The organism is Lentzea sp. NPDC051213, assembly GCF_044455585.1.
Taxonomy (GTDB): domain Bacteria; phylum Actinomycetota; class Actinomycetes; order Mycobacteriales; family Pseudonocardiaceae; genus Lentzea.
This window is the reverse complement of sequence record NZ_JBITEX010000004.1, coordinates 81435-99485: the sequence shown is the minus strand read 5'-3', so window position 1 is coordinate 99485 and position 18051 is coordinate 81435. Positions and strand designations below refer to the sequence as shown.

Genomic DNA, 18051 nt, shown 5'->3' with positions numbered 1-18051 from the left:
GTGATCACCCCAGCTCGATCGAGGCCCGGACGCCGTTGCGCGCGAGGCTCATCCACTCTTCGAAGAAAGCACCACCGGGACCCCACGAGGGCCGGTCGCCGTGCAGCTTGATCGGCGTGCGCTCGACCGGCGCGGGCGCCGCGTCGCGTCCTGCCTCGCGCACGATCCGGGCGATCGCCTCGCCCAGCGGCTTGACCTTGCGTTCCGTCGTCAACAGCCCCAACTCGTACTCGCGTTCGGGGAAGTCCACCAGCGCACGGTCGACGTCGTGCGAGCACCACCACGTGACGCCCCACAGATTTGCACAGGTCAACACGTTCGCAAGCGTTTGCTCGGCGAACTCGGGCGCCTGCTCGGCGCTGATCTCGGGCTGTGCGGCGCCGACTTCCTGCAGCCACACCTGGCGGTCCGGGTCCTTCGCGTGCGCCTTCGACAGTTCGACCAGGTACTCGGCGTGGTGAACGCTCTCCGGGGACAGCGGTCCGTAGCGCTGCGCCGTGCCGTTGAAGACCCACGAATGCACCGTCGTCATCGCGCCCTTGTTGGCCGCGTGCTCCGGCAGGAACGAGTGCTCGCTCTCGTACCAGACGGCGTCGTACTCGGAGTGCACGTGCGGCAGGCCCGGTGCGGCCGTCTCGCACTCCGCGAGCAACGTGTCGATCCACTCACCGGCCTGCTCTGGTGTGCACGGGTTCGACTCGGTGAGCAGGTTGACCTCGTTGCCGAGGGTGAAACCGAGGAAGTTCGGCTTGTCCTTCAACGCCTCGGCGAGCGTGCGGACGTAGAACCGCTGCCCGCTGATCACCTCGGCGTTGGTGAAGATGTTGCGGCGGTGCCAGGTCTGCACCCACGACGGGTAGAAGTCGAAGCTCGACAGGTGGCCCTGCAGCACGTCGACCTGCACGTCCAGCCCTGTTTCACGGGCGGCGTCGACCATCTGCGCGAGCTGCTGGACCGCTCTGGGGCGGATGAGCCCGCGGTTGGGCTGGAACACCGGCCACAGCGGGAACACCCGCACGTGGTCGAGGCCGAGGCCGGCGATGGACTCGAAGTCGGCTTTGACGTCGTCGATGGAGAAGTCGAGCCAGTGGTGGAACCAGCCGGTCGACGGGGTGTAGTTCACGCCGAAACGCAAGGTTGAACTCCTCGGGGTTTAGCCCTTGATCGCGCCTTCTCCGACACCGCGGAAGAAGTGCTTTTGCAGCAACAGGAACAGCAGGATCAGCGGGAGGACGGCGATGATCGTGCCCGCCGCCACCAGCCGCTGGTTCTGCACGAACGTGCCCTGGAGGTACGCCAGCCCGATGGTGAGCGTGTACTTCTCCTGGTCGCTCAGCACCACGAGCGGCCAGAGGAAGTCGTCCCAGCTGAACATGAACGAGAACAGCGCCACCACGACCAGCGTGCCCTTCACCGACGGCAGTGCGAGGCGGGTGAAGCGCTGCCACGCGTTGGCGCCGTCGATGATCGCGGCTTCCTCGACTTCGGCGGGGAGTGCGAGGAAGGCGTTGCGCAGCAACAGGACGTTGAGCGCGGCGATCGCGCCGGGCAGCACGACGCCGGTGAGCGTGTTGGTGAGCCCGAGTCCGCGCATCACCAGGAACAGGGAGATCAGGATCGCCTCGAACGGCACCAGGATGCTGCTGGCGAAGATCACCGCGGCGAGCTTGCGGCCGCGGAACCTCAGCCGTGCCAGCGCATAGCCGGCCATGGCCGCGCCCACGCAGTTCGTGATGACGTTGACGCTCGCCACGCCCAGGGAGTTGAGGGCGAACGTCCAGACCGGCACCACGTCGGCGACGGCGGCGTAGTTGCCGAACGTCGGGTCGTTCGGGATGAAGTCGGGGACGAAGACGTCCTCGTTCGGTCCCTTGATGCTGGTCGAGAACTGCCACAGGAACGGGCCGACGCTGATCGCGAGGATCGTGAGGAGCCCGAGGTAGCGCAGCGCCAGAGACGTGTGGGAGAGCTTCACAGCTGGTCCTCCCTGCGGTTGAGCTTGAGGGTGATCAGCAGCAGGCCCAGCAGGATCACGAACAGCACGAAGCTCAGCGCCGAGGCGTACCCGACCTCACCGGTCAGGCCGCGGCCGGTCAGCTGGATGAGCATCACCAGCGTGGTGCTCGCCCCGCCCGGCCCGCCGGATCCGCCCGACAGCAGGTAGATCTCGGAGAACACGCGGAACCCGTTGACCGCGCTCAGCGCCGCGACGAGCACCATCGTCGGCCGCAGCGAGGGCACGGTGACCGACCAGAACCTCCTGATCGGTCCCGCGCCGTCGACCATGGCGGCCTCGTGCAGGTCCTTCGGCACGTTCGCCAGCGCGGCCAGGTAGATCACCATGTAGTAGCCGAGGCCGCGCCAGATCGTCACCACCATCGAGCTGATCAGCAGCAGCGTCGAGTCGGTCAGGAACCCGATCCTGGCGCCGCCCAACGCTTCGACGACGCTGTTCACCAGGCCGCGGCTGTCCAGCAGCCAGGTCCAGATGAGCCCGACCACGACCGTGGACGCGATCACCGGCGTGAAGAACGCCGTGCGGAAGATCCCGATGCCCGGCACGATCTTCTGCGCGAGCATCGCGATCAGCAGCGGCAACAGCACCAGGGGCGGCACCACGCCGACCATGTAGAGCAGGCTGTTGCGCGCGGCCAGCCAGAACTTGGGGTCCTGGACCATCCGCACGAAGTTGTCCACACCGGTGAACTGGCCGCCGCCCAGCGCGCTCGCGTCGGTGAACGCGAGCACGATCATGTTCAGGAACGGGAAGATGACGAACATGAGGCAGACGGCCAGTCCTGGCAACAGGAACAGCCACGGCGTGTACGGGCGGTGAGTCACTTAAGGAGCCTGTTGCATTCGTTGACGGCGTCGTCCAACGCCTGCTTCGGCGACTTCTTGCCCAGCATCGCGTCCGCGAGCTGCTGCAGAAGTGCCTCGCGCATCTGGTCGCTGAACTGGACCGGTGTGTAGTTCACCGCCGTCGTCAGCTGCTTGGCCGCCGCGACGCGCACGCGCGCCTGGTCGGTGCCGTCCTCCGTGGTGAAGTACGGGTCGTCCCCGCCCTTCGAGGTGGACGGGAAGATCGACGCGAGCTTCGCGAACTTCACCTGGTTCTCGGCGTTGGTGGCGAACCGGCCGAACGCCAGCGCCGTCGCCTGGTTCTTGCTGCTCTTCGGCACGCTCATACCGTGCAGGAACATGTTGGCGCTGCCCGTGTTCGTGATGGGCTTGGTGATGCCGATGTTCGCGTACAGGCTGGGCGCGTCGGTCTTGAACTTGTCCAGGTCGTACGCGCTGCCGGGGTTGAGCGCCGTCTGCTGCGCCATGAACTTCGTGCCGGCACCGGTGTAGTTCTGCGTGAGCGCCTCGGGAATCAGCGCGCCCGCGTCGTACATCCGCTTGTAGCTCTCGACGAACTCGACGCCCTTGGGCTCGTTGAAGGTGAACTTGTCGTTCTCGAACACCTTCACGCCGTACAACCCGAAGTCGGCGATCGACGGCGTCTGGCCGAGCATGGCGATCTTCTTGCTCTGCGCGAGCCGGAGTGCCTGGGTCTCCAGCTCCTTGAACGTCGTCGGTGGCTTCTCGGGATCCAGGCCCGCGTCCTTGAACAGGGCCTTGTTGTAGAAGATCGGCCCGGTGTTGAGGTACCAGGGGAAGCCGTAGCAGCCACCCTTGCCGGGGATCTCGAACGCCTGCCAGGCGTTGGCGAGGTACTCGGGCTTGGCCTCTTTGAGGGCTTCGTCGAGGTTGACCAGCTGCCCGGCCTTGGCGAGCGGGAAGCTGAGGTCCGGTGGCACGTTGATGACGTCGGGCAGGCTGCCCGCGCTCGCGTCCGCCATGACCTTGGCCAGGTACCCGTCCGCGGGCTGGTCCACCCACTTCACCGTGGTGCCCTGGTGCTGCTTCTGGAACGCGTCGATGACACCGCTGACGTAGTCGGTGTACTTGGGCTTGAGGGACCAGGTCTGGAACGTGATCTCGCCCGTGACCTGCCCGGTCGCCGCCGAGTTGCTGCTCGTGGGGCTGGACAGACCGCAGCCCGCAACGGGCACCGCCGCCAGGCCCGCGAGGAACGTGCGCCTCTTCATTGACACCCACCTCCTTGGTCGCGGACCCTAGCTAAACCGGTTTATCTCCGGCTAGCCTCCGAAGGTCTTGTTGTCTCCTTTCGGACAGGCGGCGGGGTGTGAAGAGGCCAACGATCAAGGACATCGCGGCTGAGGCCGGGGTGTCCAAGGGCGCTGTCTCGTTGGCGTTGAACGGGCGCTCGGGCGTGTCGGAGTCGACGCGCGCCCGCGTGCTGGCCGTGGCTTCCACGTTGGGGTACCGGCCGTCGGTCACCGCTCGGGCGTTGTCGTCCGCCTCGGCTGACGCGGTGGGGCTGGTGCTGGTGCGGCCGCCTCGGGCTTTGGGGGATGAGGCGTTCTTCTTCCAGCTGATCGCTGGGATGCAGTCTGAGATGTCCTGCGCTCTGTTGCTGCAGGTGGTTTCGTCGCGTGAGGCTGAGATCTCGTTGTACCAGCGGTGGTGGGCTGAGCACCGGGTGGACGGGGTGTTCCTCGTGGATCTGCTGGTGTCTGATCCGCGGGTTGAGTTGATGTCCTCGCTCGGGCTGCCTGCTGTTGTGGTTGGTGGGGCTGGGCATCATGGGGCGCTGGCATCTGTGTGGGCTGATGACTACGCGGCCATGACTTCTGTTGTTCGGTATCTGCAGTCGTTGGGGCATCGGCGGATTGCTCGGGTGGCTGGGTTGTCCTCCTTGCTGCACACCGTTCGTCGGGATTCGGCGTTTCTTGCGTCTGTTGTGGACGGTGTGATTGTGGCTGGGGACTACACGGCTGAGTCTGGGGCTGCTGCTACTCGTTCGTTGCTGGGGGGTCCTCTGCCGCCTACTGCGATCGTTTATGACAACGATGTTATGGCTGTGGCTGGGGCTTCTGTGGCTGCTTCCATGGGGGTTGCTGTGCCTTCATCACTGTCTTTGGTGGCCTGGGATGACTCGGTGTTGTGTCAGCACGGGCGGTTGACCGCGTTGTCTCGGGATACGTTTGCGTTTGGGGGGCGGGCTGCTCGGGCTCTCTTGGCGGTGCTGGAGGGGGCTTCGCCTACTGACGTTGAGGATGTGTTGCCTGAGTTGGTGGTTCGGGGGAGTACTGGGGTTGCGGCTTCGTAGGTGGTCGGGTTGCGTTGGGCCGTTCCGGTTGCGTGCTTCCCCTGGGGGCTCTGCCCCCAGACCCCCGGCAATCTGATCTGGGGGTTCCGCGCCGGTCGCGGGTTGATGGCACGCCTGTTGCGTTGGGCGGCTGCCGGTTGCGTAGGTGCTTGCGTTGGCGGTGGGGTCCCGTCACGAGTCGCACTGGGAGGCAGCCACACCCGAGGAGGGGTGTCAACCGGACGAAAAGCGTGTCCGGTTGACACCCCTCCTCGGGCGCGGCAAGAGCTTCAGTGCGACTCGTGACGGGACCCCACCGCCGGGTCTGTGTGACTAAGAGCCAAGACGGCTCGGCTTCGCCATCGCGGGTGGGTCTACGTGAGTGAGGCGACCTGGTCGCTCACCACTTGTGCTGCGGCTGAGACCAGAGCGGTCACGGCCGGGTTCGTCGAGTTGTCCTGGCGCCAGCCGAACTGCGTGTACACGCGGAAGTTCGGCGACCAGGGCAAGCGGACCAACCTGCCGTCGGCCAGTTCTGCGGCCACGGTCACCTCGGGCATCAGGGCTATGCCCAGGCCGGCTGCCACGGCTCGTTTCGCGGCGTCTACCGAGTCCAGTTCCAGGATTGGGGCTCGGGTGTCGTCGAAGCCGATCGTGTGCTCGAAGAGCTCGTGGTAGGAGGCGCCGTTCTCGGCTCTGATGAGGGTGCTGCTCGTCAGATCGTCCTCGGTGAGCATCTGGCGCTGGGTGAGGATGTGGTTCGGGCCGGCGATCATTACTAGCGGCTCTGGGCACAGGACTGTCGTTTCGAGGCCCTCGCGGGGTTCGATGGCGCCGATGAAGAAGGCACAGTCCAGTTGGCCGTCGCGGACCGAGGCCAGGTTGTTCAGCGCGTTGCGCGAGTGCAGGGAGAGTTGGACGGACGGGTAGCGCCAGCACATGTATTCGATGAGTGGTAGCAGACGGTAGTCGGTCAAACTCTGTGCGGAACCGATGACGAGTTTGCCGTGGGGCTCGCCGTTCATCGTGATGGCTTTTCGGGCCTTTTCGGTGAGGTTGATGATGTTTCGTGCGAAGGGCAGCAGTTCTACCCCTGCGGACGTCATCTGGATACCTCGGGGCAGGCGTCGGAAAAGGACGACGCCCAGTCCCTCCTCCAGGGCCTTGATGCGGGTCGTGATGGTCGGCTGCGAGCAATTGAGCGTGGCTGCGGCCTTGGTGAAGCTGCCGGTCTGAACCACGGTGGTGAACGCGAGAAGCTGGCGTGTCTCCATCAGGCGGATCCTCGGGGTAAAACGGCGCGATGACTTTTTCTCGTTCGTTCCCGTGGTCCTGTTACGGATGGTGCGGGAGTCGTAACGCTACCTGTCCGGTGCGCGCGTCCGATTAGTGCTTATGGAGTCATCTTGATCGGTCCGGGAAAGGGTGTAGCGGCCGAAAGAGTGAAATTGAGACGGAGGGTTCCACGGGCCGTAGTTGGGTGACTCTTTTCCGTTATTACCTTCGCCAGGCGAACAAAAAGGCGCCGCCGCCTGGGGTGGCGACGGCGCCTGTTGAGGGCGCGAGAACTAGCAGGAGGCGGCGCTGGCGGCTACCAGGATGCGGTAGGTCTGGCCGATCTGGGTGATCTCCAGTTCGTAGGCTCCGCCGGCGACCTTGGTGCGGCCGTCGTACTTGGTGAACTCGGGGTAGGCGGCTAGCTGGCTTGCCGTTGTGAAGCGGTTGACCTTCACGGTGGTCGGGACCTTCGGGCTGTTGCTGAAGCCTGCGGGCACGGCGCTGGTCCAGCTGTTGAGGTCGCCCCTGATCTCGTACAGCTCGCCGTCGCTCTGGCGCAGCCACAGGCGCGGGCTGTTCTTGTCGCTGGTGTAGAAGGGGCCGTCGACCGTGCAGTAATAGCTGCGGTAGCCGAGCTTCACCACCGCGAACGGGACGTCGCGGGGGTCGTGGTCTACCAGCGAGACGAAGCCGCCGCTGTCCGCGCTGGCCCTGGTTTCCGTGTGGGAGGCGCCCGCTCGGAACTCCTGCGTCGGCAGGCCTGCGCCGTAGGTCTCGTCGGACAGGTGGATGTCCCAGCCGCGGTGGGCCGGGGTCTAGCCGGAACTCAGCTGTGGTGCGGAGAGGCTGGCGTTCTCGGCGGTCAGCGCTTCGGAAGTGGTGCCGTCGGTGAAGATGTACGCGGCGACGGTGGCCTCTGGCGGCGTGGCCGCGCCGGCGGGCGGGGCGGTCGTGGCCAGCGCGGCTGTGACCGCTGCGGCGGTCGCGAGCAGTCGTGAAGGCGTTTTGGACATGCGTGTTCCCCCAAGAATCACGTAGAACCCCCAAAGCGGGCCGAACGGCCGCTGCGTCGACGCTATCGACCTCTGGCGTGGGCTGTCACGGCTCCAAAGCGGGGTGGCGGCGGTCACAGCGCGGGTCTCGCCTAGACTCGCTGGGAATCCGGGCGCCCCATGCGGCGGTACCGGCTGTCTTGCACGTTCTTGTTCGTATCGAGGAGTCCACGTTGAAGAGCACCGTCGAGCACCTGAGCCCGACGAGGGTCCGGATCAACGTCGAGGTGCCGTTCGACGAGCTCAAGTCGAACTTCGACCAGGCGTACCGGAAGCTCGCGAAGCAGGTCCGCATCCCCGGGTTCCGTCCGGGCAAGGCCCCCGCCAAGGTGCTGGAGAGCCGCATCGGCCGCGCTCCGGTGCTGGACGAGGTCATCCAGGAGGCCATCCCGGCCAAGTACCTGGAGGCGGTTTCCGCGGGTGAGGTGCGCACGCTCGGTCGCCCCGACTTCGAGGTGACCAAGATCGAGGACGGCGAGACGCTCGCGTTCACCGCCGAGGTCGACGTCCGTCCCGAGATCACCGTGCCCGCCTTCGGCGAGCTCGCGGTCACGGTCGACGAGCAGGAGGTCACCGACGAGGACGTGGCCACGCAGCTCGACGAGCTCCGCGCGCGCTTCGGCACGCTCACCGGCGTGACCCGCCCCGCCGAGACCGGTGACTTCGTCATCGTCGACCTGTCCGCCACGGTCGACGGCGAAGAGGTCGAGGAGGCGCGCACCAGCGGCCTGTCCTACGAGATCGGCTCCGGCCAGCTCGTCGAGGGCATCGACGACGCGCTCGTCGGCGCGTCCGAGGGTGAGACCAAGACCTTCACCACCACGCTCGTCGCCGGTGAGCACCAGGGCCGCGAGGCCGACGTGTCCGTCGTGCTGACCAGCGTCAAGGAGCGTCAGCTCCCCGAGCTCGACGACGAGTTCGCGCAGCTCGCCAGCGAGTTCGACACGCTCGACGAGCTCAAGGGCGACCTGCAGACCCGCTTGGGCCGCGTCAAGAAGATGCAGCAGGGCGTCCAGGCGCGGGACAAGGTCCTCGAGGTGCTGCTGGAGACCACCGAGGTCCCGCTGCCGGAGGGCATCGTCCAGGGCGAGGTCGACGCGCGCAAGCACGACGCCGTCCACGCCTTCGACCACGACGACGCGAAGTTCGCCGAGTGGCTGACCGAGCAGGGCCAGACCGCGGAGGAGTTCGACGCGGAGCTGCGCAAGGCGGCCGAGCAGGCCGTCAAGACGCAGCTGGTGCTCGACTCGATCGCCGACGCCGAGCAGGTCACGGTGTCCGACGGCGAGCTGACCGAGCGGATCATCTACCAGGCCCAGCGCTTCGGCATCAGCCCGGACGAGTACGTCAAGCGCGCGCAGCAGTCCGGCCAGCTCGGCGCCATCTTCGCCGACGTCCGCCGGGGCAAGGCGCTCGCGAGCGTCGTGCGGCAGGCTTCGGTCAGCGACGCGGCCGGTCAGAAGCTGGACCTCGACGAGCTCTTCGGCGAGACCAAGTCCGATGAGGACGGCGAGAAGTAACGCCTAGAGCGAACGCGGGCGGTGTCGGGCATCTGACGCCGCCCGCCTTCGTTAAGGTCGATCGCAGAGAGATTTCGCATTCCAGATTCGTTCCACCTGGAGTTAGGCAGGCAGACGTGACGCAGCACTCCTTCCCGACCCCCGAGATGCGGTCGGCCACCGCCGGGATGAACCTCAACGACTCGGTGTACGAGCGGCTGCTCCGCGAGCGGATCATCGTCCTGGGATCGCAGGTCGAAGAGGGCATCGCCAACCAGATCACCGCTCAGCTGCTGCTGCTGGCCGCTGAGGACCCCGAGAAGGACATCACCCTCTACATCAACTCGCCGGGTGGTTCCGTGACGGCGGGTATGGCCATCTTCGACACGATGCAGCTCATCGAGCCGGACGTGGCCACCTACGCGATGGGTCTCGCGGCCTCGATGGGGCAGTTCCTGCTCTCCGCGGGTACCCCCGGCAAGCGCCACGCCCTCCCGCACGCCCGCATCCTCATGCACCAGCCGTCGGCCGGTGTCGGTGGTACGGCCGCGGACATCGCGATCCAGGCGGACATGCTGACGCGCACCAAGCGCGAGATGGCAGAGCTGATCGCCGAGCACACCGGCCAGACGCTCGAGACCATCACCCGCGACTCGGACCGCGACCGCTGGTTCACCGCGCAGGAAGCGCTGGAGTACGGCTTCGTCGACAAGGTCGTCACCAGGGCGCAGCCCGTCGGCGACTCGAACAACTGACGTCAGCTAGGAGACCTCAAGTGAGCCAGTTCCACATGCCTCAGTCGCGGTACGTGCTGCCGTCCTTCGTCGAGCGCACCAGCTATGGCATGAAGGAGTCGAACCCCTACAACAAGCTCTTCGAGGAGCGCATCATCTTCCTCGGCGTGCAGGTGGACGACGCCTCGGCCAACGACGTCATGGCGCAGCTCCTGGTGCTCGAGTCCGAGGACCCGGACCGCGACATCCTGATGTACATCAACTCGCCGGGTGGCTCGTTCACCTCGTTGATGGCCATCTACGACACGATGCAGTTCGTTCGCCCGGACATCCAGACGTACTGCCTCGGCCAGGCCGCCTCGGCCGCCGCGGTGCTGCTGGCCGCCGGAACGCCTGGTAAGCGCCACGCGCTGCCGAACGCGCGAATCCTGATCCACCAGCCTTCGATGGAGGGTGCGTACGGTCAGGTGTCCGACCTGGAGATCCAGTCGAACGAGATCCAGCGCGTGCGCCGCCTGATGGAGTCCACCCTCGCGCGGCACACCAACCGGACGGCAGAGGAGGTCCGCGAGAGCATCGAGCGCGACCGGATCCTGACGGCCGATGAGGCCAAGGAATACGGCATCGTCGACACGGTGCTGCCCTACCGCAAGCTCTCGGCCAAGTCCTGATGCGTTTCCCAGAGCCTGGGAGAACCCCAGGCCCTGGGCACTGCGTGCCCACCCGACACGCCGATGTGACCGGTTAACTGGCCTGATCGGCGCGTCGGGGGGACGCTGGCCTCCCCTGAAACGGGGTCGGCCAGGTACCGTCAGGAGAACGGGCTCAGCACCCACAGCCAGTGGGACTGCCACAGCAAGTCAGCAGGCGCACTACAGCAGGTGTGCGCCGGAGGGGACATAGGTCAGCGGTCATGGCGCGTATCGGTGACGGCGGCGACTTGCTGAAATGCTCTTTCTGCGGAAAGAGCCAGAAGCAGGTGAAGAAACTCATCGCCGGCCCCGGCGTCTACATCTGCGATGAGTGCATAGATCTCTGCAACGAGATCATCGAGGAGGAGCTGGCGGAAGCCGGCGACGTGAAGCTCGACGAGCTGCCAAAGCCCGCCGAGATCCACGAGTTCCTCGACCAGTACGTCATCGGCCAGAGTGATGCCAAGCGCACCCTCTCCGTCGCTGTCTACAACCACTACAAGCGCATCCAGGCGGGCGACCGCGGGCGCGAGGGTCGTGACGACGGCGTTGAGCTGGCGAAGTCCAACATCCTCATGCTCGGCCCCACAGGCTGCGGCAAGACCTATCTCGCGCAGACGCTCGCGAAGATGCTGAACGTGCCGTTCGCCATCGCCGACGCGACGGCGTTGACGGAGGCCGGGTACGTCGGTGAGGACGTCGAGAACATCCTCCTGAAGCTCATCCAGGCCGCCGACTACGACGTCAAGCGCGCCGAGACGGGCATCATCTACATCGACGAGGTCGACAAGATCGCTCGAAAGAGTGAAAACCCGTCGATCACGCGCGACGTGTCCGGTGAGGGTGTCCAGCAGGCGCTGCTCAAGATCCTGGAAGGCACCACCGCATCGGTGCCCCCGCAGGGTGGTCGCAAGCACCCGCACCAGGAGTTCATCCAGATCGACACGACGAACGTGCTGTTCATCGTGGCCGGTGCCTTCGCGGGCCTGGAGAAGATCATCCAGGACCGGGTCGGCAAGCGCGGCCTGGGCTTCGGTGCCGAGGTCCGCTCCAAGGCCGAGGTCGAGGCGTCGGACTTCTTCTCCGACTCCATGCCGGAGGACCTGATCAAGTTCGGCCTGATCCCCGAGTTCATCGGGCGTCTGCCGATGGTCGCCTCCGTCACGAACCTCGACAAGCCGTCTCTGGTGATGATCCTCACCGAGCCGAAGAACGCCCTGGTGAAGCAGTACCAGAAGCTCTTCGAGATGGACGGTGTCGAGCTGGAGTTCACCAAGACCGCGCTGGAAGCGATCGCCGACCAGGCGATCCTGCGTGGTACTGGTGCCCGTGGTCTGCGCGCGATCATGGAAGAGGTCCTGCTCCCGGTGATGTACGACATCCCGAGCCGCACGGACGTCGCCAAGGTCGTCATCACGGAGCAGACGGTCAAGGAGAACGTGAACCCGACGATCGTTGCTCGGCAGCCCTCGCGCCGAGAGCGTCGGGAGAAGTCGGCATAGGTTCCAAGCTTCACCGTGAAGGGCGTCCAGGCGACTGGGCGCCCTTTCTGGTCCTAGGGTGGAGCCATGTCGTTGCCGCACGTGCTGCTCATCCACGGTTGGACCGGCTCCGGTCCGGAGCACTGGCAGTCCTGGCTCGCCAGGACCGTCTCCGAGCACGGCGGCCTCGTCGACATGCCGCACTTCAGCAGCCCGGACGAGCCGGATCTCGACACGTGGCTCGGCGAACTGCAGGCGCACCTCGAGGCGGCGCCGCAGGACCGGGAACGGGTCGTGCTCGCCCACTCGCTCGGCTGCCACCTCTGGCTGCACCACGCCGCTCGTGAGACGTCCCAACGGGTGGACCGCGTGCTGCTCGTCGCACCGCCGGCCCCGGACCACCCGGAGCCGGCCATCAAGTCGTTCCTGCCACCACCCCTCGACCCGGACGCGATCCGCCGCGTCGCCCGCGAGACGCGCCTGGTCGTCGGCGAAGGCGACCCGTACTGCGACATGAGCGTGGCGAGGCAGCTGGCCGAGGCGTTGCGCATCGAGTTCGACGTCCTGCCGGGTGCGGCGCACATCAACACCGATGCGGGCTACGGGGAGTGGCCCGCGGTGCTCAAGTGGGTTCGCTCGAAGCGGGTTCCACTGTCGCCGCGCCAGTAGGGGGAACGTGATCACGGAGTGGATCAACCGCAGGCTGCCCGAACTGATCGAGGAACACGGCATCGTCGGTGCTCAGCTGGCCGTGTTGCACAACGGCGAGATCGTCGACGCGGCGGCGGGTGTGCTGAACGCGGAGACGGGCGAGAAGGTCACCACCGGCTCGTTGTTCCAGCTCGCGTCCATCACCAAGATCTGGACGGCCACGCTCGTCCAGGAGCTGGTGAACGAGGGCCTGCTCGACCTCGATAGGCCGGTGCGCGACGTGCTGCCGCAGTTCCGCCTGGCCGACGAAGGGGCCGCGCAGGTCATCACGCCGAGGCAGTTGCTGAGCCACACCGCGGGGTTCGAGGGCGATCTGTTCTTCGACACCGGCACGGGTGACGACGCCGTCGAGAAGTTCGTCGAACGGCTCGTGGAGGCCCAGCAGGTCACGCCGCCGGGTGCGCTCTGGTCGTACTGCAACAGCGGGTTCTCGGTGCTCGGCCGGATCGTGGAAGTGCTGCGCGGCAAGCCTTTCAACGCCGTGCTGCGGGAACGCCTCGCCACTCCGCTCGGCCTCACCATCGCGACGACGATCGCGGAGGGCAGCGAGGCCGCGGCCGGGCACCTCGCGCACGGCGAGGTGATGAGCCCGGTGTCCGACTACGGCCCGACCTCGGACTGGCCTGCGGGGTCGGCCCTCGCGATGAGCGCGCGCGACCTGCTCACCTTCGTCCGGATGCATCTGGAGAGCAGCGAGTTCGCCGCGATGCGGCAGCCGCAGGTCGTGCTGCCCGACCTGGGCGACCGGTCCTCGTGGGGCCTCGGCTGGATGCTGCTCGACCGCGCCGGCGGGGTCGTGATCGGCCACAACGGCGCCAACAAGGGGCTCGCGTCGTACCTGTGGGCGGTGCCGGCGGCCGGCGTCGCGGTCGCGCTGCTGACCAACGGTGGCGATGCGCAGCCCGTGTTCGACGAGGTCTGCCAGCACCTGTTCAGCGAGCTGGCCGGCGTGCACCCGCTGGAGCCGCCGAAGCCACCGGTCGTCGCCGTCCCGGTGAACGTCGAGCGGGCCGTCGGGGTCTACCGCTGCGCCGGGTACGACGTTCACGTGACGCCGGGCGACGCGGGCCGGGTGCTGGTGCGGTACGCCGGGCGCACCGACCTCACCGCGGCGGTCACGAAGGGCGAGCCGCGCGAGTTCACCGGGCTGCGGGACGACGTGCTGATCGCGGTCGAGGAGCCACACCGGGTGCTCGCGCTGCTCGGCGGGGACGAGCGGGCGCGCTGGCTGTACTTCGGCCAGGCCGCCGAACGGATCGAGACCCCGGCCGAGTGGATCACGCGCAGGCTGCCAGGGCTGATCGAGCACCACGGCGTCGTCGGCGCCCAGGTCGCGGTGCTGCACGACGGCGAGATCTTCGACGCCGCGGCGGGCGTGCTGAACAACGAGACCGGCGAGCGGGTCACCGCCGACTCGATCTTCCAGGTCGGCTCGATCACCAAGGTCTGGACGGCCACGCTCGTCCAGGAGCTGGTGAACGAGGGCCTGCTCGACCTCGATCGCCCGGTGCGGGACGTCCTGCCGGAGTTCCGGCTCGCGGACGAAGAGGCGGCGCGGATCATCACGCCCAGGCAGTTGCTCAGCCACACGGCGGGCTTCGAAGGTGACCTGTGGTTCGACACCGGCTCCGGCGACGACATGCTCGAGAAGTACGTGGAGCGCCTCGCGAGCGCCGTGCAGGAGACTCCTCCCGGCGAGCTGTACACCTACTGCAACGCCGGTTACGTGGTGCTCGGCCGGATCGTCGAGGTGTTGCGCGGCAAGCCGTACGGCGTGGTGCTGCGCGAACGGCTCGTCGACCCGCACGGTCTCCGCGCCGCGACCCGTCGATCGGAGTACCCACAGCATCAGGTCGCGGACGGACACCTGCCCCGGGACGGTGAGCTGAGGCCCGTGGAGCACCAGATGACCGAGTCGGTCGCGCCCGCCGGAAGCGTGCTCGCGACGACCGCGCGTGACCTGCTCGGGTTCGTGCGGATGCACTTGGACACCAGCGAGTTCGACGCGATGCAGCAGCCGCAGGTCACGCCTCCTGACTTCGGTGTCGGTGGGGAACAGGGCCTCGGCTGGGCCCTGCAGGACTACGGGGACGGTCGTACCGGGATCGGCCACAGCGGGACCACGCTGGGCTTCAAGGCCTATCTGCGGGTGGTCCCCGACTCCGGTGTCGCGATCGCGGTCCTGACCAACGGCGGCGAGCCCTGGCCGGTCGTCTGGAAGCTGTACCAACGCGTGCTGGCCGAGTTCGCCGGAGTGAGGTTGCTCGAATTCCCCACACCGCCCGCCGAACCTGTTCCTGTTGACGTCGAGAAGGTCGTCGGCGTCTACCGGTGCGCGGCGCACGACGTGCACGTGCGACCGAGCGAGAGCGGTGGGGTGATGGTCCGGTTCGAGGCTCGTGACCACGTCTTCGCGGCGTTGGGCATGAGCGGGGAGCACGAGTACATCGGGTACCGCGACGACGCGTTGATCGCCGTCGAGGGTGAGAACGGGTACCACCAGGTGATCGTGTTGTGCGGCCGCGACGAGCAGGATCGCGTGCGGTGGCTGCACTGGGGCCGGGCGGCGGCCCGGCTCTAGACGGCGCGCTTGGCGTACTTGGCGAGGAACCGCACGACGTCGGGCGTGACCTTCCGGTACAGCCCGTCGTCGTGCCCGCCGGGCTTCACCACGCCCACCTCGGGCTTGACCTCGCGAATGAACCGCCGGGTGCCCTCGATGAACCGGTCCCGGTCACCGATCCACACGCCCAGCGCGGTCGAGCCGGTGGACTTGGGGTGCCGCAACGGGTCCAGCGACGACCACTCGGCCTCGTTCTTGAACGCCCTGCGCTTCGCCATCTCCGGCCACGTGGTGATCAGGCCGGGGGAGATGGCCGCGGCCGCCGCGATCGGGTCGCCGCGCTCGGCGCGTTTCCGCGCGTAGAGCAACGCGCCGAAGCCGCCCATCGACACGCCCGTCACCGCGAAGGGCTCGCCGTAACCGCGCTCGCGCAGCCACCGCGGAACCTCGTCGAGGAGCATGGCCATCGGGTTGTCGCCGGGGACGTTCTCGTGCCAGTAGTTGTCGCCGCCGTCGACCGCGATGAAGCCGAACGCGGGCACCGTGCCCTTGCCGACGGCGGTGGTCAGCACGTCGGCGAGGTCGCCCACGGCCGCGTGCCGGGCGTCCCCGTGCAGGCCGTGCAGCAGGATCGACATGGGCAGGCCGCGCGGGTTCGAGCCGGTCGGGGTGTAGATGGCGAGGGTCACCTCGCGGTGGCGGGCGGCCGAGTACACGCGTTCGAAGCGGACGGCCGGCTTCGCGGAGGACGTGCGGGCGAGGCGGTCCGCCGTGGCGATCTGCTGCTCCGTGCCGCCGGCGGTCGACGACACGTAGGTCGCGACGCCGGTAGCGGTCGCGATCACCACGCCAATGGCCGCCAGAAGTGTGCGGCGGCTGTACCTCGGTTCCCCCATGCTCACCTCATCGCGCGGGCACCGTTCCTCGTTTCCCTCTCAGAGGACGGAACGCACGCGTAAGGAGGACAGTTCCTCAGCCGAATAGCCCAGCCAGCCCAACACGTGATCATTGTGCGCGCCGAGTGACGGAACCGCACCCGGTGACCACTCGAAGCCCGCCACGGGCGGCGGCAGCATCCGCGCCGAACCGCCGGGAACCTGCACGTCAACCCACGTGTCGAGCTGCGGGTGGGTGGGCAGTTCGGTGATCGAGCGGGTCAGCGCGGCGGGCACGTCGGCCTCGTCCAGCGCGGCCAGCAGGTCCTGGGCGGTCATGCCCGCGAACGCCTGTTCCAGCAGGTTTTGCAGCTCGTCGCGGTGCTCGACGCGGGACGCCACTGTGGCGAACCTCTCCTGTGCGGGCAGCCCAGCCAGCTCGCACAGCCGCTGCCACTGCCCGTCGTTCTGCACCGCAAGGTGCACGGCACCGTCCGCGCAGGCCACCGGCCCGTACGGCGCGATGCTCGGGTGGTGCGCGCCCGAGCGGGGAGCGGCGGCGCCCGTGCCGACGGCGTACAGCATCGGCTGGTGCATCCACTCGGCCATCGCCTCGAACAGCGACAGCCGAAGCCGCGCACCCGAACCCGTCCGAAAGCGTTGCAACAACGCCGCCAGCACCGCCGCGTGCAGCTGGACCCCGGCGGCGATGTCGGCGACGGAGATGCCCGCGCGAGCCATCACGTCGCCCTCACCGGTCAGCGAGACCAGCCCCGCCTCGGACTGCACCAGCGCGTCGAACGCCTTGCGATCCGCGTACGGCCCGTCCCAGCCGTAGCCGGACAGCTCACCCACGATCAACGAGTCGGGCAGCTCCAGCGCCAGCCGTGCCCAGACTCGTGGCGAGAGGTTGCACAGCAGCACATCGGCCCGCGAGATCAACCGGTCCAGCACCTCGCGGCCATCGGGGTGGGTGATGTCGAGCGACACCGACTCCTTGCCGACGTTCGTCCACGCGAAGTACGACGAGACCTCACCGCACGACGAGTCGTAGTGCCGCGCGAAGTCGCCGGTGCCCGGCCGCTCGATCTTGATGACTCGGGCACCGAGATCGGCGAGCAGCCGGGTCGCGTACGGCACGGCGACGGCCTGTTCCAGGCTCACCACCACGACGCCGTCAAGCGGTCTCAACCACGCGCTCCCCTCCGGTGTAGACGTTCATCGAGTCGCCGCGCAGGAAGCCGATGAGCGTCATGCCCTGCTCCTCGGCCAGTTCCACGGCGAGCGACGACGGCGCCGACACCGCGGCCAGCACCGGGATCCCGGCCATCGCGGACTTCTGCACCAGCTCGAACGACGCCCGGCCGGACACCATCAGCACCGCGCCGTGCAGCGGCACGAGGTTCTGCAGCACCGCCCAGCCCAGCACCTTGTCGACGGCGTTGTGCCGGCCCACGTCCTCCCGCACGACCAGCAGCTCGCCGTTCACGAAGAGCCCGGCCGCGTGCAGCCCGCCGGTGCTCTCGAAGACCTTCTGCCGCTCCCGCAACGCGTCCGGGAAGCCGATCAACGTCTCCGGGGTCACCCGCACCGGGTCCAGGGCGGGGGAGTAGCGGGTCTTCAGCTTCACCGCGTCCAGAGCGGCCTTCCCACACACGCCGCACGACGAGGTGGTGTAGAAGTTCCGCTCCACACCGGTGTCCGGCGGCGGCACGCCCTCGGCCAGCGCGATGTCGAGCACGTTGTACGTGTTCATCCCGTCCGGCCCGGTGCCCTCGCAGAACCGGGCGATCGAGATGTCCTCGGACGCCCCGATGACGCCCTCGCTCAGCAGGAAGCCGTGCGCGAGCTCGACGTCCTGGCCGGGTGTGCGCATCGTGACGGCGAGCGCTTTCCCGTTGACCCGCAGCTCAAGAGGCTCTTCGGCCGCCAGCGCGTCGACGCGGCGCCGCCGACCGCTCGGCGACACCCGCTCGACCGCTCGGCGCACCGTCACTCGGCCCATGTG

17 protein-coding genes are annotated in these 18051 nt (G+C 67.5%); 7 read left to right on the top strand and 10 right to left on the bottom strand.

Annotated features, from left to right (window positions below; genetic code table 11):
- Positions 1–4 precede the first annotated feature (4 nt).
- Genes ACIA8G_RS18655 through ACIA8G_RS18640 form a run of 4 tightly spaced genes read right to left on the bottom strand, consistent with a single transcriptional unit; the run spans position 5 to position 4094 of the window.
- Positions 5–1135 (bottom strand): cellulase family glycosylhydrolase, encoded by a 1131-nt coding sequence (locus tag ACIA8G_RS18655; protein WP_396419780.1) that lies wholly within the window; start codon positions 1133–1135, stop codon positions 5–7.
- A gap of 18 nt (positions 1136–1153) precedes the next feature.
- A complete protein-coding gene (locus ACIA8G_RS18650) occupies positions 1154–1975 on the bottom strand; it encodes a carbohydrate ABC transporter permease (RefSeq protein WP_396419779.1) in 822 nt (273 codons plus the stop codon).
- Positions 1972–2841 carry a carbohydrate ABC transporter permease gene (locus ACIA8G_RS18645; protein ID WP_396419777.1) on the bottom strand — a complete coding sequence of 290 codons (870 nt, stop codon included), beginning with the start codon at positions 2839–2841 and terminating at the stop codon, positions 1972–1974. The genes ACIA8G_RS18650 and ACIA8G_RS18645 overlap by 4 nt, the downstream gene beginning before the upstream one ends.
- Entirely contained in the window at positions 2838–4094 is a 1257-nt protein-coding gene (locus ACIA8G_RS18640) for an ABC transporter substrate-binding protein (RefSeq protein ID WP_396419776.1), read from the bottom strand. Before ACIA8G_RS18640 ends, ACIA8G_RS18645 begins: the two co-directional genes overlap by 4 nt.
- Positions 4095–4192: 98 nt before the next feature.
- On the opposite strand from ACIA8G_RS18640, the gene ACIA8G_RS18635 reads away from it, so the two are divergent.
- Complete coding sequence (locus tag ACIA8G_RS18635) at positions 4193–5179, top strand: LacI family DNA-binding transcriptional regulator (RefSeq protein WP_396419775.1); 987 nt, start codon at positions 4193–4195, stop codon at positions 5177–5179.
- Positions 5180–5532: 353 nt separating this feature from the next.
- Here ACIA8G_RS18635 and ACIA8G_RS18630 read toward each other — a convergent pair whose 3' ends face one another.
- The 3 genes from ACIA8G_RS18630 to ACIA8G_RS18620 all read right to left on the bottom strand — a co-directional run bounded on the left by ACIA8G_RS18630 (position 5533) and on the right by ACIA8G_RS18620 (position 7449).
- Complete coding sequence (locus tag ACIA8G_RS18630; protein ID WP_396419774.1) at positions 5533–6432, bottom strand: LysR family transcriptional regulator; 900 nt, start codon at positions 6430–6432, stop codon at positions 5533–5535.
- Positions 6433–6726: 294 nt separating this feature from the next.
- Positions 6727–7077, bottom strand: coding sequence for a hypothetical protein (locus ACIA8G_RS18625; RefSeq protein ID WP_396419773.1), 351 nt, complete (start codon positions 7075–7077; stop codon positions 6727–6729).
- A 174-nt stretch (positions 7078–7251) separates the two neighbouring features.
- Positions 7252–7449 carry a hypothetical protein gene (locus tag ACIA8G_RS18620; protein ID WP_396419771.1) on the bottom strand — a complete coding sequence of 66 codons (198 nt, stop codon included), beginning with the start codon at positions 7447–7449 and terminating at the stop codon, positions 7252–7254.
- A gap of 212 nt (positions 7450–7661) precedes the next feature.
- Here ACIA8G_RS18620 and tig point away from each other — a divergent pair, with 212 nt between their 5' ends.
- From tig to ACIA8G_RS18590, 6 genes are all read left to right on the top strand, one after another.
- A complete protein-coding gene (gene tig / locus ACIA8G_RS18615) occupies positions 7662–9008 on the top strand; it encodes a trigger factor (RefSeq protein ID WP_396419770.1) in 1347 nt (448 codons plus the stop codon).
- A 146-nt stretch (positions 9009–9154) separates the two neighbouring features.
- Positions 9155–9742 (top strand): ATP-dependent Clp protease proteolytic subunit, encoded by a 588-nt coding sequence (locus tag ACIA8G_RS18610; protein ID WP_086661640.1) that lies wholly within the window; start codon positions 9155–9157, stop codon positions 9740–9742.
- 35 nt (positions 9743–9777) lie between these two features.
- Entirely contained in the window at positions 9778–10392 is a 615-nt protein-coding gene (locus ACIA8G_RS18605) for an ATP-dependent Clp protease proteolytic subunit (RefSeq protein ID WP_086661641.1), read from the top strand.
- A 242-nt stretch (positions 10393–10634) separates the two neighbouring features.
- On the top strand, positions 10635–11915 hold the full coding sequence (gene clpX / locus ACIA8G_RS18600; RefSeq protein WP_396419769.1) for an ATP-dependent Clp protease ATP-binding subunit ClpX: 1281 nt from the start codon (positions 10635–10637) through the stop codon (positions 11913–11915).
- Between the two features lie 66 nt (positions 11916–11981).
- Positions 11982–12563, top strand: a complete 582-nt coding sequence (locus ACIA8G_RS18595) for an RBBP9/YdeN family alpha/beta hydrolase (protein ID WP_396419768.1) — start codon at positions 11982–11984, stop codon at positions 12561–12563.
- A 7-nt stretch (positions 12564–12570) separates the two neighbouring features.
- Positions 12571–15186 carry a serine hydrolase domain-containing protein gene (locus ACIA8G_RS18590; RefSeq protein WP_396419766.1) on the top strand — a complete coding sequence of 872 codons (2616 nt, stop codon included), beginning with the start codon at positions 12571–12573 and terminating at the stop codon, positions 15184–15186.
- Here ACIA8G_RS18590 and ACIA8G_RS18585 read toward each other — a convergent pair.
- Genes ACIA8G_RS18585 through fdhD form a run of 3 tightly spaced genes read right to left on the bottom strand, consistent with a single transcriptional unit; the run spans position 15183 to position 18048 of the window.
- The gene (locus ACIA8G_RS18585) at positions 15183–16064 is read right to left on the bottom strand and encodes an alpha/beta hydrolase (RefSeq protein WP_396419765.1); all 882 of its coding nucleotides are present in this window, start codon (positions 16062–16064) and stop codon (positions 15183–15185) included. The two genes, ACIA8G_RS18590 and ACIA8G_RS18585, sit on opposite strands and share 4 nt — an antisense overlap.
- 39 nt (positions 16065–16103) lie before the next feature.
- A complete protein-coding gene (locus ACIA8G_RS18580; RefSeq protein ID WP_396419764.1) occupies positions 16104–17234 on the bottom strand; it encodes a CaiB/BaiF CoA transferase family protein in 1131 nt (376 codons plus the stop codon).
- The gene (fdhD, locus tag ACIA8G_RS18575; protein WP_396419763.1) at positions 17221–18048 is read right to left on the bottom strand and encodes a formate dehydrogenase accessory sulfurtransferase FdhD; all 828 of its coding nucleotides are present in this window, start codon (positions 18046–18048) and stop codon (positions 17221–17223) included. The genes ACIA8G_RS18580 and fdhD overlap by 14 nt, the downstream gene beginning before the upstream one ends.
- Between the last annotated feature and the right edge of the window lie 3 nt (positions 18049–18051).